Here is a 14,570-nt window from a genome sequence, read left to right on the forward strand (position 1 = left end):
CGCGGCGGATATGGAGGCCATGGAGATGACCGCTGTGGACGAACGCGACATGACCAGGTACTTCGAGGAGCTTGAGCCTCCCGAGGGCGTCAAGGTCGAGCTTCTCCGGGGGGTAATCGTGATGGTGGCCAGCCCTGACATCGTGCACAACAGGATCGTTGCCGATGTGCAGGACCAGATTCCGCGATCGCGTTGGTCTCGTCTTCAGACACAGGACATCGACGTCGTGACCGAGCCCAGTGAGCCTGTGCCGGATCTGGTGGTTGTCGAGCGGGACCTTTTGCCTTCTTCGGGTCGTCTGCTGCCGTCCCAGCTCGTCACCATGGTCGTGGAAGTCGTCTCCAAGTCCAGCGTTCATCAGGATTACGAGGTCAAGAGGTCGATCTACGCGGCGGGCAAAGTGCCCGCGTATCTCATCCTCGACCCGATCATGGGGCAATGCGTTCTGCTGACGCGGCCCGAGGGCGTGGGTGAAGAAGCGAACTACCTGACGCAGCAGATCACCAAGTTCGGTGACCCGGTGGCATTGGAGATTCTGGGAGTCGAACTGGACACGAGCGACTTCGCAACGTTGCCCGACGTCAGGCCCCACCGCTATCCGTGACGAAGTCGATCAACTCCTCCACCCGGCCCAGCAGTTCCGGCTCAAGGTCCTTGTAAGAACCGACCCGCCCCAGAATCGCCTGCCACACCGCCCCCGTGTTCTCCGCAGGCCACCCCAGCGCCCGGCACACCCCCGTCTTCCAGTCCTGCCCCCGCGGCACGCGCGGCCACGCCTCGATGCCCACCGAGGACGGCTTCACGGCCTCCCAGATGTCGATGTACGGGTGGCCGACGACGAGCGCGTGCTCGCTCGTGACCGACGCGGCGATGCGGGACTCCTTGCTGCCGGGGACGAGGTGGTCGACCAGGACGCCGAGCCGCGCGTCCGGCCCCGGTGCGAACTCCTCGACGATCGCGGGCAGGTCGTCCACGCCCTCCAGGTACTCCACCACCACGCCCTCGATGCGCAGATCGTCGCCCCACACCTTCTCGACGAGTTCGGCGTCGTGGCGGCCCTCGACGTAGATGCGCCCGGCGCGGGCGACACGCGCGCGGGCGCCCGGGACGGCCACCGAGCCGGATGCCGTACGACTCGGCCGCGCGGGGGCCGAGGCGGCGGGGCGGACCAGGGTCACCACGCGGCCCTCCAGCAGGAATCCCCGCGGCTCCAGCGGGAACACCCGGTGCTTGCCGAAGCGGTCCTCCAGCGTCACCGTGCCCGCCTCGCAGCGGATGACCGCACCACAGAAACCGGTGGTGGGCTCCTCGACGACCAGGCCGGGGTCGGCCGGGACCTCGGGGGCGGGCTTGGGCTTCTTCCAGGGAGGGGTCAGGTCGGGTGAGTACTGGCGCATTCGAGTGACGATAGGAGAAGCCGCGCCCGGATGCCCCCGCACTCAGTTCGACACGCCGAAGCGGCGTGCCAGCGCGTCGCGTTGGGCCCGGACGAACGCCGCGTCCACCACCGCGCCGTGCCCGGGGACGTACTGCGCGTCCTCGCCGCCGAGCGCCAGGAGCCGGTCCAGGGCGGCCGGCCAGCGGGACGGGAGCGCGTCCGGGCCCGCCTGCGGTTCGCCGGACTCCTCGACCAGGTCCCCGCAGAACACCACCTCCGAAGCACCCTCCGACACCAGGACCGCGAGGTCGTGGCCGGTGTGGCCGGGACCCACGTTCGCCAGCAGCACCCGGACGCCGCCGCCCAGGTCGAGCGTCCACTCGCCGGAGACCAGGTGGCGGGGGAGGGCGAGGAGGCCGGCGGCCTCGGTGGCGTCCGCCGAGGGCAGACCGTGGTGCACCGCGTCCGCGCGGAGGGCGTCGCGGTCACGGGTCAGGACGCCGTCGACGCCCACCGCACCGAAGACCTCCACCCCGGCGAACGCGGCCGCCCCGAAGACATGGTCGAAGTGGGGGTGGGTGAGCGCGAGATGTGTCACACGGGTGCCACCGAGGAGCCGGCCCGCCTCGGTACGCAACCGCGCGCCCTCCCGCACGCTGGAACCCGCGTCGATCATGAGGGCCGCACCGTCCCCGGCCACCAGTCCGACCGTGCAGTCCCAGCCGGGAAGGCGGCACCGTCCGACCCGGGGCGTCAATCCCTGCCACCCGCACTCTTCCCAAGTCACCGTCATGCGCCGACGCTAGCTGTAGCACCGCACGGGCCGGTGAAGGAGGGTGCGGGGGAGGTGCCGGGGAGGTCGCCGAGCAGTGGTCGGGAAGCCCCAGTGAACCCGGTCGACGGCCGCCGGGAGCCGCTGAGCAGGCGGGGGCGGGCTGTGGTGCGGGCCACCGAGGTGATCGCCGTGGGCGGCTCGGAGACGCCCACGCGCGGGCGTACCCGTCGGTAGGAAGTGCGCCGACACGCGCCCCGGTGGTGGTCGGACCGGGGCCCGACATCGCCGGACAGGTCGGTACACGTCGGCATGACGTGGGTGGACCGGCCTTGCCGGGGGCGTACCCCACCGCCGTACACTGGGCGGGGAGTGTTGGCACTCGCCCGGGGTGAGTGCCAAGGGGGAGTCGCACGAGAGAGTCGAGCTGGAGGTGTGCGCGAATGCTCAGTGAACGCAGGCTGCAAGTGCTGCGCGCCATCGTCCAGGACTACGTGGGCACCGAGGAGCCGGTCGGTTCCAAGGCGCTCACGGAGCGGCACAACCTGGGGGTCTCCCCGGCGACCGTCCGTAACGACATGGCGGCGTTGGAGGACGAGGGCTTCATCGCCCAGCCCCACACCAGCGCGGGCCGCATCCCCACCGACAAGGGGTACCGGCTCTTCGTCGACAAGCTGGCGGGCGTCAAGCCGATGACCCCGCCGGAGCGGCGCGCCATCCAGAACTTCCTGGACGGCGCGGTCGATCTGGACGACGTCGTGGCACGGACCGTACGGCTGCTCGCGCAGCTGACGCGGCAGGTCGCCGTCGTGCAGTATCCGTCGCTGACACGGTCGACGGTCCGGCATGTGGAACTGCTGTCGCTGGCCCCTGCCCGGCTGATGCTCGTGCTGATCACGGACACCGGACGGGTGGAACAGCGGCTGGTGGACTGCCCGGCGCCGTTCGGGGAAACGTCACTCGCGGATCTTCGCGCCCGGCTGAACAGCAAGGTCGCGGGCCGCCGGTTCACCGACGTGCCCCGGCTGGTCGAGGACCTGCCGGAGGCGTTCGACGTCGAGGACCGGGGGACGGTCGCGACCGTGCTCTCCACCCTCCTCGAAGCACTCGTGGAGGAGAGCGAGGAGCGGCTGATGATCGGCGGAACCGCCAATCTCACCCGCTTCGGACATGACTTCCCCCTCACGATCCGGCCCGTTCTGGAAGCCTTGGAGGAGCAGGTCGTCCTCCTCAAGTTGCTTGGCGAAGCCGGGGATTCGGGCATGACCGTACGCATCGGTCATGAGAACGCGTATGAGGGACTCAACTCCACGTCCGTCGTCTCCGTCGGCTACGGTTCGGGCGGCGAGGCAGTAGCGAAGCTGGGCGTGGTCGGACCTACGCGCATGGACTATCCGGGAACGATGGGAGCGGTACGAGCGGTGGCACGGTACGTCGGACAGATCCTGGCGGAGTCTTAAGTGGCCACGGACTACTACGCCGTGCTCGGCGTGCGCCGCGACGCGTCCCAGGACGAGATCAAGAAGGCGTTCCGGAGGCTCGCTCGCGAGCTGCACCCGGACGTCAATCCCGATCCGAAGACCCAGGAGCGGTTCAAGGAGATCAACGCCGCCTACGAGGTGTTGTCGGACCCGCAGAAGAAGCAGGTCTACGACCTCGGCGGCGACCCGCTGTCCCAGGCGGGCGGCGGAGGCGCGGGCGGCTTCGGCGCCGGTGGCTTCGGGAACTTCTCGGACATCATGGACGCGTTCTTCGGAACGGCGTCCCAGCGGGGTCCGCGGTCGCGTACGCGCCGGGGCCAGGACGCGATGATCCGGCTGGAGATCGACCTCGACGAGGCGGCCTTCGGCACGACGAAGGACATCCAGGTCGACACCGCCATCATCTGCACGACGTGCAGCGGCGAGGGCGCGGCTCCGGGTACGACTGCCCAGACCTGTGACATGTGCCGTGGTCGTGGTGAGGTCTCGCAGGTCACGCGGTCCTTCCTCGGCCAGGTCATGACCTCCAGGCCCTGCCCGCAGTGCCAGGGCTTCGGCACGATCGTCCCGAACCCGTGCCCCGAGTGCGCGGGCGACGGGCGGGTGCGGTCGCGGCGGACGCTCACGGTCAAGATCCCGGCCGGTGTCGACAACGGCACGCGCATCCAGCTGGCCGGTGAGGGCGAGGTCGGGCCCGGTGGTGGTCCCGCCGGTGACCTCTACGTCGAGATCCACGAGCTGCCGCACCCGATGTTCCAGCGGCGCGGCGACGATCTGCACTGCACGGTGACGATCCCGATGACGGCGGCGTCCCTCGGTACGAAGGTGCCGCTGGAGACGCTGGACGGGCTGGAGGAGGTCGACATCCGGCCCGGCACGCAGTCCGGGCAGTCGATCCCGCTGCACGGGCGTGGTGTCACGCACCTGCGCGGTGGTGGGCGTGGGGATCTGATCGTCCACGTCGAGGTGCAGACGCCGACGAAGCTGGACCCCGAGCAGGAGGCGTTGCTGCGGCAGCTGGCCGCGCTGCGGGGTGAGGAGCGGCCGACGGGGCAGTTCCAGCCCGGGCAGCAGGGTCTGTTCTCCCGGCTGAAGGACGCGTTCAACGGGCGCTGAGTGGGGTGCGTTGTCGGGTGCGAGTGTGTGGGGCTTCTCGCGCAGTTTCTCGCGCCCCTGAAAAGCCGGGGCTGCGCCCCGTGCTTTTCAGGCCCGCAGGGCCTGGTCTTTTAGGGGGCGGGGAACTGCGCGAGAAGCCCCCACCCACCCGCACCCGACGAACAACCGTCCGTCCCCGATTCGGCTCCTCCCGGAGGGCATGGCACCATGCCGTCATGTCCTCCGCACTGACCGATCTCGTCCCGCTCCCGATCGTGCAGGCCCCGATGGCGGGCGGTGTGTCCGTGCCGCGGTTGGCCGCCGCCGTGTCCGAGGCCGGCGGGCTGGGGTTCCTCGCCGCCGGGTACAAGACGGCCGACGGGATGTACCAGGAGATCAAGGCGCTCCGGGCGCTCACCTCACGCCCCTTCGGCGTGAACCTCTTCATGCCGCAGCCGGAGTACGCCGAGCCCGCCGCCGTCGAGGTCTACGCGGAGCAGCTCGCCGGTGAGTCCACCTGGTACGACGCCGAGCTGGGCGACCCGGACAGCGGACGCGACGACGGCTACGAGGCCAAGCTCGCCGTGCTGCTGGACAACCCCGTGCCGGTGGTGTCGTTCCACTTCGGCTGCCCGACCCCCGAGGTCATGGAGTCCCTCGCCCGCAAGGGCACGCTCACCCTGGTGACCGCGACCTCGGCGGAGGAGGCCCAGGCCGTGGAGCGGTCCGGGGCCCACGCCGTGATCGTGCAGGGCGTCGAGGCGGGCGGCCACCAGGGCACCCACCGCGACGACCCCGAGCGGGACTGCGCCGGCATCGGCCTGCTCTCCCTGGTCGCCCAGGTCCGCGAGGCCGTGGCGCTGCCGATGGTCGCGGCCGGCGGCATCATGCGCGGCAGTCAGATCGCTGCCCTCCTCACGGCGGGGGTGAGCGCGGCCCAGCTCGGCACGGCGTTCCTCGCGACCGCCGAGTCCGGCGCGCACGCCGTGCACAGGCGGGCCCTGACCGACCCTCTCTTCGTCCGCACCGAGCTGACCCGGGCCTTCTCCGGCCGTCCGGCCCGGGGCCTGGTCAACCGCTTTTTGCGCGAGCACGGCCCGTACGCTCCCGCCGCCTACCCGGAGGTCCACCACCTGACCTCGCCGCTGCGCAAGGCCGCCGCCAAGGCCGGGGACGCGCAGGGCATGGCGCTCTGGGCCGGGCAGGGGCACCGGATGGCACGGGAACTGCCGGCCGGGGAACTGGTCGAGGTGCTGGCCGCCGAGATCGCCGCCGCGCAGGCGGCGCAGGCTTCCGCCCAGGTCGGGAGCGCGGGACGATGACCGCACCGGTGTTCGTGGTCGACTCGCTGGACCTGCCGGGCGGCAGTGGCGGCGAGCTCGTCCTGGACGGCCCCGAGGGGCGGCACGCCGTCTCCGTGAAGCGGCTGCGGGCCGGTGAGGACGTCGTCCTCACGGACGGGCGCGGACGCTGGGCGGAGGGGATCGTCAAGGCCGCCGAGGGCAAGGACCGGCTCGTGGTCACGGACCTGGAGACCGTGCACGAGGAGCCCCCGGCGCAGCCGCGGATCACCGTCGTCCAGGCGCTGCCCAAGGGCGACCGGGGCGAACTGGCCGTCGAGACCATGACCGAGGTCGGGATCGACGCGATCGTGCCCTGGGCGGCCTCCCGCTGCATCACCCAGTGGAGGGGCGACCGGGGGCTGAAGGCCCTCGCCAAGTGGCGGGCCACCGCCCGGGAGGCGGGCAAGCAGTCCCGCCGGACACGGTTCCCCGAGGTCGCGGACGCGGCCACGGGCAAGCAGGTCGCGGAGCTGCTGGCGAAGGCCGACTTCGCCGCGATCCTGCACGAGAGCGGCGACGAGACACTGGCCACGGCCGAGCTGCCGGCGGCCGGGGAGATCGTGCTCGTCGTGGGGCCCGAGGGGGGCGTGTCGCCGGAGGAGCTGGCGCTCTTCGGCGAGGCGGGCGCGGGGGCGTACCGACTCGGGCCCAGTGTGCTGCGCACGTCGACCGCCGGGACGGCGGCCGGGGCGTTGCTGCTGGGCCGAACCGGACGCTGGTCCTGACCGCCACCCGGTCCCGACCGGTGTCCCCGAACCCGCTGGGAGCATCGTGGAACTCGCCCAAGTGAGACTGCTCGTCACCGACTTCGCCGTGTGTTACCGCTTCTACGCCGATGTGCTCGGGCTGAAGCCACAGTCCGGTGCGGTCGACGGGCCGTACGAGAAGTTCAGCCCGGCCGTCGGGTCCGCGGGGATCGCCCTGCAGGACCGGGCGATGATGGCCGAGGTGCTCGGGGAACTGGCCGACGAGGCGAACGGCCACCGGTCGCTGGTCGTCCTACGGGTCGACGACCTCGACGCCTACTGCGAACGGATCACCTCGTTCGGCGTACGGCTCCTGCCCGGTCCCGCACGTATGACCGACCGTATGCGGGTGGCCCATCTCAAGGACCCCGAGGGGAACTTGGTCGAGCTGCAGGAATGGCTGCTGATGAGCGGCTGACACCCCTCGCCCGCGTCCCCCGGTCCCGGCGGCTTGTCCGCATGCGGTCTTCCCCGCCGCCGCGGGCGGTGGCAGGCTGCCGGACATGCGGGCATGGAGGCGTGTCAGGGCGTACCGGTCGGGCGGGCGTCGGCTCCTGCTGGGAGCCGGGCTCGGTGTCTGCGCGGTCGTGGGTCTGGTGGCCTGCGAGGGCGGCGGGCTCAACACCGGCGCGGTCGCGTTCACCACGGACCAGCTCGCCACCGAGGAACTGGAGCGGGAGGGCCTAGACGTCCAGTGGCTCACCTGCACGGCCTCCTACGACAGCGACGGCAAGGACGCCAAGGACTCCAAGGACGGCAAGGGCGGCGGGAAAACCGCGTCGCCGTCCTCCTCGGTCGCCACCGTCGCGAAGGTCGACTGCACCGGCGAGGACAAGGAAGGCCGGGAGATCACCGTCACCGGGAAGGTGACCAAAGAGGTCAACGGCAGGTGCGTACGCGGCGATCTGACCGCGAAGGTCGGCGGCAAGGAGTGGTTCCACGTGGAGGGGCTCGGCAACTGCGACGCCCCGGAGTCCGACCAGCCCGGCCGGCCCGGTCAGCCGGGACCGACCGTGACGGTCACCGTCACCCAGACCATCTGGTGCCAGAAGGACCCGGCGTGCGTGCCCGAGGGCAAGTGAGGCCCGGCCCGGAGCGGACCGGGCCCGCCCGTCGGCAACTCGGGCCCGGTGCGAGGGACATGATCCAAACCCCTCCCCATCGGACCGAGCGCTGCTTAAAGTGACTGGGTGACTCAGCTCGCGTATTTCCGGTATCCGCACCTGCACGGCGACCTGGTCGCCTTCACCGCCGAGGACGACGTGTGGGTCGCGCCTCTGGACGGCGGCCGTGCCTGGCGGGTCAGCGCGGACAACGTACCCGTCAACCATCCGCGGATCTCTCCGGACGGCACCACCGTCGCGTGGACCTCCACCCGGGACGGCGCGCCCGAGGTGCACATCGCGCCCGTCGACGGAGGATCCGCCAAGCGCCTGACGTACTGGGGGAGTTGGCGCACCCAGGTGCGCGGCTGGACATCCGACGGTAGGGTCCTCGCGCTCAGCACCCACGGTCAGGCCAGCCTCCGGCGGAGCTGGGCGCGTGCCGTGCCGCTCGACGGCGGACCGGCCACCACCCTCCCCTACGGGCCCGTCGGCGATGTCGCCCACGGGCCCGCCACCGTGCTGCTGTCCGCGCCGATGGGCCGCGAGGCCGCCTGGTGGAAGCGGTACCGGGGCGGCACCGCGGGCAAGCTGTGGATCGACCGGTCCGAAGACGGCGGTGACGGCGGTGACGGCGCTGGGGCGGCCGGGGAGTTCGTACGCCTGCACACCGAGCTGGACGGCAACCTCGAATACCCGATGTGGGTCGGGGACCGGATCGCGTTCCTCTCCGACCACGAGGGCGTCGGAGCGCTCTACTCCTCCCTCGCCGACGGCTCCGACCTGCGCCGCCACACCCCCGTCGACGGGTTCTACGCCCGGCACGCGGCCACCGACGGCACCCGCGTCGTGTACGCGTCCGCCGGTGAACTGTGGCTGCTGGACGACCTCGACGGCGCCGAGCCGCGCAGGCTCGACATCCGGCTGGGCGGGCAGCGCGTCGACCTCCAGCCGTTCCCGGTGAACGCCTCCCGCTGGTTCGGCTCCGCCTCGCCCGACCACACCGCCCGCGGCAGCGCCGTCTCCGTGCGCGGCTCGATCCACTGGATCACCCACCGCTCCGGCCCCGCCCGCGCGCTCGCCGCCGAGGACGGCGTACGGGCCCGGCTGCCCCGCACCTTCCGCGTGGAGGGCGAGGAATGGGTGGTGTGGGTGACGGACGCGGAGGGCGACGACGCGCTGGAGTTCGCCCCGTCGACCGGCGTCGGCCCCGGCGCCACCCCGCGCCGGCTCGCCGCCGGACAGCTGGGCCGCGTCCTCGGGCTCGCCGTGGCCCCCGACGGCAGCCGGGTCGCCGTCTCCGCGGACGACGGCCGGGTGCTGCTCGTCGAACGGGAGACCGGCGAGGTACGCGAGGTCGACCGCAGCGAGGACGGCGAGGTGACCGGGCTCGTCTTCTCGCCCGACTCGGCCTGGCTGGCCTGGTCGCACCCCGGGCCGCGCCCGCTGCGCCAGCTCAAGCTCGCCAACACCGCCGACCTGTCCGTCACCGAGGCGACCCCGCTGCGCTTCCAGGACTTCTCGCCGACGTTCACGCTCGACGGCAAGCACCTCGCCTTCCTCTCCGCGCGCGCCTTCGACCCGGTCTACGACGAGCACGTCTTCGACCTGCACTTCGTCAGCGGCGCCCGCCCGCACCTCATCACGCTCGCGGCGACCACCCCGTCCCCCTTCGGACCGCAGCGCCACGGCCGGCCGTTCGAGGCGCCCGACAAGGACGAGACCCCGGACAGCGAGGGCGCCCCGGCCACCCGGATCGACCTCGAAGGCCTCGCCGACCGGATCGTCCCCTTCCCGGTCGAGGCCGCCCGCTACTCCACGCTGCGCGCCGCCAAGGACGGCGTGCTGTGGCTGCGCCACCCCGTCACCGGCGTCCTCGGCCATCTGCGGGCCACACCCGACGACCCCGACCCCAAGACGTCCCTGGAGCGGTACGACCTCGTCCAGCGGCGCCTGGAGTACCTGGCGTCCGACGCCGACCACTTCGCCGTCAGCGGCGACGGCAAGCGGGTCCTGCTGTGGACCGACGGCAAGCTCAAGGTCGTCCCGAGCGACCGGCGCGCCTCGGGCGACGACGACAGCGACAGCAACATCACGGTCGACCTCTCCCGGGTCCGGCGGACCGTCGACCCGGCCGCCGAGTGGCGCCAGATGTTCGACGAGACCGGCCGGCTGATGCGGGACAACTTCTGGCGGCCCGACCTGGGCGGCGTCGACTGGCCCGGCGTCCTCGACCGGTACCGCCCCGTCCTGGAACGGGTGGCCACCCACGACGACCTCGTGGACCTGCTCTGGGAAGTACAGGGCGAGTTGGGCACCTCCCACGCGTACGTCACCCCGCGCGGCCGGGGCGGCTCCGGCGACCGGCGGCAGGGGCTGCTCGGGGCGGACATCTCCCGGCACGAGGACGGACCCCAGGGGGCGCCGCTGTGGCGCATCGACCGGGTGCTGCCGTCGGAGACCTCCGACCCGGACGCGCACTCGCCGCTCGCCGCGCCCGGGGTCGCCGTACGGGCCGGGGACGCGATCATCGCGGTCGGCGGCCAGCCGGTCGACCCGCTGACCGGGCCCGGGCCGCTGCTCGTCGGCACCGCGGGCAAGGCGGTCGAGCTGACCGTGCTGCCGGCCGGGGGCGGCGATCTCCGGCATCCCGTGGTGGTGCCGATCTCCGACGAGGAGCCGTTGCGGTACCACGCGTGGGTCGCGGACCGGCGGGCCTACGTCCACGAGAAGTCCGGCGGCCGCCTCGGGTATCTGCACGTCCCCGACATGGTCGGCTCCGGCTGGGCCCAGCTCCACCGCGACCTGCGGATCGAGGTCGCGCGGGAGGGGCTGGTCGTGGACGTCCGGGAGAACCGGGGCGGGCACACCTCCCAGCTCGTGGTGGAGAAGCTGGCCCGGCGGATCGTCGGCTGGGACCTGCCGCGGGGGATGCGGGCGAGCAGCTATCCCGACGACGCGCCCCGGGGGCCCGTCGTCGCCGTCGCCAACGAGTTCTCCGGGTCGGACGGGGACATCGTCAACGCGGCGATCAAGGCGCTCGGGATCGGGCCGGTGGTCGGTACGCGGACGTGGGGCGGGGTCGTCGGGATCGACAGTCGGTACCGGCTGGTCGACGGGACGTTGGTGACGCAGCCGAAGTACGCGTTCTGGTTGGAGGGGTACGGGTGGGGGGTCGAGAACCACGGGGTCGATCCCGACGTCGAGGTCGTGCAGGCTCCCCAGGACTACGCGGCCGGGCGTGATCCGCAGCTCGACGAGGCGATCCGGATCGCGCTGGAGGGGCTGGAGTCGACGCCGGCGAAGACGCCGCCTGCTTTGCCGGAGTCGTAACCGGCCTTTTTCCTCGCCCCGCCGCCCCTACCCGTTCCCGTCCCCAGGGGCTGCGCGCCCCTTCGACCCGCGTCAAAGACTCGGGGCTCCGCCCCGGACCCCGTTCGCGCAGTTCCCCGCGCCCCTATTAGGGGCGCGGGGAACTGCGCGAGAAGGACCACCGGGCCCGCGGACGACCGACAAGCGAGCGGGGTCGAAGGGGCGCAGCCCCTGGGGACGGGAACGGGTAGGGGCGGCGGGGGCGGAATTCGCTCGATAGCATGCCCGGGTAGAAGAAGATCACCGGTGGCTGGGAGGCAACGTATGGCTGGGGAGCCGCAGGACGACTGTCTGTTCTGCAAGATCGTCGCGGGCCACGTCCCCGCGACGATCGTGAGGGAGACGGACACGACGGTCGCGTTCAGGGACATCAACCCCCAGGCACCGACCCACGTCCTGGTCATCCCGAAGGCGCACTACGCGGACGCCTCGACACTCGCCGCCGCCGACCCCGGCCTCGCCGCGGACGTCCTGCGCGAGACACAGGCCGTAGCGGACGAGGACAAGCTGGAGAGCTACCGCATCGTCTTCAACACCGGCACCGGCGCCGGCCAGACCGTCTTCCACGCGCACGCCCACGTCGTCGGCGGTCGCGGCCTGCAGTGGCCCCCCGGGTGACGAGCCGTGTCCGTACGTGAACTGGTGGTCCTCGGCACCGCCAGCCAGGTCCCGACCCGGCACCGCAACCACAACGGCTATCTGCTCCGCTGGGACGCCGAGGGGCTTCTCTTCGACCCCGGCGAGGGCACCCAGCGGCAGATGCTGCGCGCCGGGGTCGCCGCCCACGACCTCAACCGCATCTGCGTCACCCACTTCCACGGCGACCACTCGCTGGGGCTGGCCGGGGTGATCCAGCGGATCAACCTCGACCGGGTCCCGCACGACATCACCGCCCACTACCCGCGCTCCGGGCAGCGGTTCTTCGACCGGCTGCGGTACGCCACCGCGTACCGCGAGACGGTCCAGCTGATCGAGGCGCCGGTCGAGGGCGAGGGCGGAGCGCTGGCCGTCACCCCCGGCTACACCCTCGACGCGCACAAGCTCTCGCACCCCGTCGAGTCCTACGGGTACCGCCTCGTCGAACCCGACGGGCGCCGGATGCTGCCCGAGCGGCTCGCCGCGCACGGCATCGCGGGGCCGGACATCGGACGGATCCAGCGCGAGGGCGCGATCGGCGGCGTCCGCCTGGAGGACGTCAGCGAACTGCGGCGCGGACAGCGGTTCGCGTTCGTCATGGACACCCGGTTGTGCGACGGGGTCTACGCCCTCGCCGACGCGGCCGACATGCTCGTCATCGAGTCCACCTTCCTCAACGAGGACATCGAACTCGCCGTCGACCACGGCCATCTGACGGCAGGTCAGGCAGCCTCCGTCGCCCGCGACTGCGGGGTACGGCATCTCGTCCTCACCCACTTCAGCCAGCGGTACACCGAACCCGAGGAGTTCGAACGGCAGGCGCGGGCCGCCGGGTTCGAGGGAGAGCTGACGGTGGCGCACGACCTGCTGCGGGTGGCGCTTCCGAAACGGCGCTAGAGCGGCCGTACGATGCTTCGATGTCCCTCCCCAAAGCTGAACTGCACCTGCACATCGAAGGCACCCTGGAGCCGGAGCTGGCCTTCGCACTGGCCGCCCGGAACGGCGTCGCGCTGCCGTACGCGGACACGGAAGCGCTCCGCAAGGCCTACGAGTTCGAGGATCTCCAGTCCTTCCTGAACCTGTACTACGAGCTGATGGCGGTCCTGCGCACCGAGCAGGACTTCGCCGACCTCGCCGACGCCTATCTCGCCCGCGCCGCCGCCCAGGGCGTACGCCACGCCGAGATCTCCTTCGACCCGCAGGCCCACATCGCGCGGGGCGTCGGGATGGGGACGGTCGTCGAGGGGCTGTGGCGGGCGCTGGGCGGGAGCGAGGAGACGCACGGCATCTCCACCCAGCTGATCATGTGCTTCCTGCGGGACGAGTCCGCCGAGTCGGCCCTCTCCACCCTGGAGGCCGCGAAGCCGTACCTCGACCGGATCGTCGGGATCGGGCTGGACTCCGCCGAGGTCGGGCACCCGCCGGTCAAGTTCCGTGAGGTGTACGAGGCGGCCGCCGCGCTCGGGCTGCGGCGCGTCGCGCACGCGGGGGAGGAGGGCCCGCCGGAGTACATCACCGAGGCCCTCGACATCCTCGGGGTCGAGCGCGTCGACCACGGGCTGCGCTGCATGGAGGATCCGGCCCTCGTCGAACGGCTGGTGCGCGAGCGGATCCCGCTGACGCTCTGCCCGCTCTCCAACGTCCGGCTGCGCACCGTCGACACCCTCGCCGACCACCCCCTGCCCGCCATGCTCGACGCGGGCCTGCTCTGCACGGTCAACTCCGACGACCCGGCCTACTTCGACGGGTACGCCGGCGACAACTTCGACGCCGTGCGCCGGACGCTCGGCCTGAGCGAGGACCGGCTGAGGGAGCTGGCCCGCAACTCCTTCACCGCGTCCTTCCTGGAGCACGACGAGGAGCGGCGGGCCCGGTATCTCGCCGAGGTGGACGCGTACGACTTCGGATGAGCCGGGAGCGCGCGTCGCAGCGGCGGGTGGAGGGGCAGCGGCGGGCGAGCGGGCTCAGGCCGCCGGGCGGTACTCCGGCTGCCCGGCGGTCGCCTGCTCCTGGTAGCGGGCGTGTTCCGTCGTGGGCGTGGTGGTGCGCAGGGCCACCCAGGTCATGGGGACCGTGATGAGAAGCAGGCCCACGGCCAGGATCGCGCCCATCGCGGGGTAGCCGGCGTGCGCGGAGAGCAGACTGCCGACGAGGGGCCCGGCGGCCGTGCCGAGCGAGGACGCCGAGCCGATCAGCACCGCCCAGCGGCCACGCGGGTCGAGGGAGGCGGCGAGGCCGATGAGATACGACAGGACGACCGGGTAGAGCGCGTTCCAGGCGATCTCACCCGTGGCGAAGGTCGGCAGGTCGGTCGCGGTCGCGCTGAGCGCGATACAGCCGGCGATGAGCGCCGTGCCGGCGCCGATGGGGAGCGCGCGGCCGAAGCGCACGCCGAGCGCGCCCGCCCCGACGACCCCGAGCAGGCCCGCGCCGAGCGCCGTCGCGAAGACGGCGCCGACGGTGACCTCGGAGAGCCCGGCCCTGCGTGGTGCCGATCCGGCCGCTCACGCCCCAGAGGGAGTTCTGCGCCAGGGACCACAGCAGGAGGGTGACGGCGAGGGCCAGACCGTGGCGCGGGTGGGGGAGCGGGCCCCGTTCCCGGGTGGTCTGGGCGGTGGCCGCTGGGGCGGCGAGCCGGGTGAAG

At 72.2% G+C, this 14,570-nt stretch carries 13 protein-coding genes and 1 pseudogene; 11 read left to right on the plus strand and 3 right to left on the minus strand.

Translation table 11 applies throughout. The features are described from left to right. The first annotated feature begins 25 nt into the window (after window positions 1-25). A complete protein-coding gene (locus tag P8T65_RS30905) occupies window positions 26-604 on the plus strand; it encodes a Uma2 family endonuclease (RefSeq protein WP_316728447.1) in 579 nt (192 codons plus the stop codon). Here the strand turns inward: P8T65_RS30905 and P8T65_RS30910 are convergent. Together P8T65_RS30910 and P8T65_RS30915 are read right to left on the minus strand one after the other, a co-directional pair. Beyond that, window positions 582-1,397 carry a DUF3097 domain-containing protein gene (locus tag P8T65_RS30910; protein ID WP_316728448.1) on the minus strand — a complete coding sequence of 272 codons (816 nt, stop codon included), beginning with the start codon at window positions 1,395-1,397 and terminating at the stop codon, window positions 582-584. The two genes, P8T65_RS30905 and P8T65_RS30910, sit on opposite strands and share 23 nt — an antisense overlap. Window positions 1,398-1,439: 42 nt before the next feature. Then, window positions 1,440-2,171, minus strand: coding sequence for an MBL fold metallo-hydrolase (locus tag P8T65_RS30915; RefSeq protein ID WP_316728449.1), 732 nt, complete (start codon window positions 2,169-2,171; stop codon window positions 1,440-1,442). Window positions 2,172-2,593: 422 nt separating this feature from the next. Between P8T65_RS30915 and hrcA the strand changes: the two genes are divergently transcribed. The 10 genes from hrcA (at window position 2,594) to P8T65_RS30965 (ending at window position 13,836) form a co-directional block, all read left to right on the plus strand. Further along, window positions 2,594-3,610 (plus strand): heat-inducible transcriptional repressor HrcA, encoded by a 1,017-nt coding sequence (gene hrcA / locus P8T65_RS30920; RefSeq protein ID WP_184894198.1) that lies wholly within the window; start codon window positions 2,594-2,596, stop codon window positions 3,608-3,610. Continuing rightward, entirely contained in the window at window positions 3,611-4,747 is a 1,137-nt protein-coding gene (dnaJ, locus tag P8T65_RS30925; RefSeq protein WP_230211753.1) for a molecular chaperone DnaJ, read from the plus strand. Between the two features lie 215 nt (window positions 4,748-4,962). Next, entirely contained in the window at window positions 4,963-6,048 is a 1,086-nt protein-coding gene (locus P8T65_RS30930) for a nitronate monooxygenase (protein ID WP_316728450.1), read from the plus strand. Beyond that, the gene (locus P8T65_RS30935; protein WP_316728451.1) at window positions 6,045-6,794 is read left to right on the plus strand and encodes a 16S rRNA (uracil(1498)-N(3))-methyltransferase; all 750 of its coding nucleotides are present in this window, start codon (window positions 6,045-6,047) and stop codon (window positions 6,792-6,794) included. The genes P8T65_RS30930 and P8T65_RS30935 overlap by 4 nt, the downstream gene beginning before the upstream one ends. A gap of 46 nt (window positions 6,795-6,840) precedes the next feature. Continuing rightward, window positions 6,841-7,233: a VOC family protein gene (locus tag P8T65_RS30940; protein ID WP_230211756.1), complete on the plus strand. Its 393-nt coding sequence runs from the start codon at window positions 6,841-6,843 to the stop codon at window positions 7,231-7,233. Between the two features lie 85 nt (window positions 7,234-7,318). Further along, complete coding sequence (locus P8T65_RS30945) at window positions 7,319-7,897, plus strand: hypothetical protein (protein WP_316728452.1); 579 nt, start codon at window positions 7,319-7,321, stop codon at window positions 7,895-7,897. Window positions 7,898-8,005: 108 nt separating this feature from the next. After that, a complete protein-coding gene (locus P8T65_RS30950) occupies window positions 8,006-11,251 on the plus strand; it encodes a S41 family peptidase (protein WP_316728453.1) in 3,246 nt (1,081 codons plus the stop codon). Window positions 11,252-11,554: 303 nt separating this feature from the next. Then, window positions 11,555-11,908: a histidine triad nucleotide-binding protein gene (locus tag P8T65_RS30955; RefSeq protein ID WP_316728454.1), complete on the plus strand. Its 354-nt coding sequence runs from the start codon at window positions 11,555-11,557 to the stop codon at window positions 11,906-11,908. A gap of 6 nt (window positions 11,909-11,914) precedes the next feature. Next, on the plus strand, window positions 11,915-12,823 hold the full coding sequence (locus P8T65_RS30960) for a ribonuclease Z (protein WP_316728455.1): 909 nt from the start codon (window positions 11,915-11,917) through the stop codon (window positions 12,821-12,823). A 20-nt stretch (window positions 12,824-12,843) separates the two neighbouring features. Beyond that, window positions 12,844-13,836, plus strand: a complete 993-nt coding sequence (locus P8T65_RS30965; protein WP_316728456.1) for an adenosine deaminase — start codon at window positions 12,844-12,846, stop codon at window positions 13,834-13,836. Between the two features lie 54 nt (window positions 13,837-13,890). Here the strand turns inward: P8T65_RS30965 and P8T65_RS30970 are convergent. Next, a pseudogene (locus P8T65_RS30970) lies at window positions 13,891-14,569 on the minus strand (MFS transporter); the annotation flags it as partial. Window position 14,570: the final 1 nt, after the last annotated feature.

Origin of the sequence: Streptomyces sp. 11x1 (assembly GCF_032598905.1) — a bacterium.
GTDB lineage: Bacteria > Actinomycetota > Actinomycetes > Streptomycetales > Streptomycetaceae > Streptomyces.

What these genes read in the sequence shown, in the direction of transcription:
- P8T65_RS30945 (WP_316728452.1), top strand. Translation starts at nt 7,319, where the DNA reads ATGCGGGCATGGAGGCGTGTCAGGGCGTACCGGTCGGGCGGGCGTCGG.
- hrcA (WP_184894198.1), top strand. Translation starts at nt 2,594, where the DNA reads ATGCTCAGTGAACGCAGGCTGCAAGTGCTGCGCGCCATCGTCCAGGAC.
- P8T65_RS30905 (WP_316728447.1), top strand. Translation starts at nt 26, where the DNA reads ATGACCGCTGTGGACGAACGCGACATGACCAGGTACTTCGAGGAGCTT.
- P8T65_RS30965 (WP_316728456.1), top strand. Translation starts at nt 12,844, where the DNA reads ATGTCCCTCCCCAAAGCTGAACTGCACCTGCACATCGAAGGCACCCTG.
- P8T65_RS30930 (WP_316728450.1), top strand. Translation starts at nt 4,963, where the DNA reads ATGTCCTCCGCACTGACCGATCTCGTCCCGCTCCCGATCGTGCAGGCC.
- P8T65_RS30915 (WP_316728449.1), bottom strand. Translation starts at nt 2,171, where the DNA reads ATGACGGTGACTTGGGAAGAGTGCGGGTGGCAGGGATTGACGCCCCGG.
- P8T65_RS30955 (WP_316728454.1), top strand. Translation starts at nt 11,555, where the DNA reads ATGGCTGGGGAGCCGCAGGACGACTGTCTGTTCTGCAAGATCGTCGCG.
- P8T65_RS30935 (WP_316728451.1), top strand. Translation starts at nt 6,045, where the DNA reads ATGACCGCACCGGTGTTCGTGGTCGACTCGCTGGACCTGCCGGGCGGC.
- P8T65_RS30910 (WP_316728448.1), bottom strand. Translation starts at nt 1,397, where the DNA reads ATGCGCCAGTACTCACCCGACCTGACCCCTCCCTGGAAGAAGCCCAAG.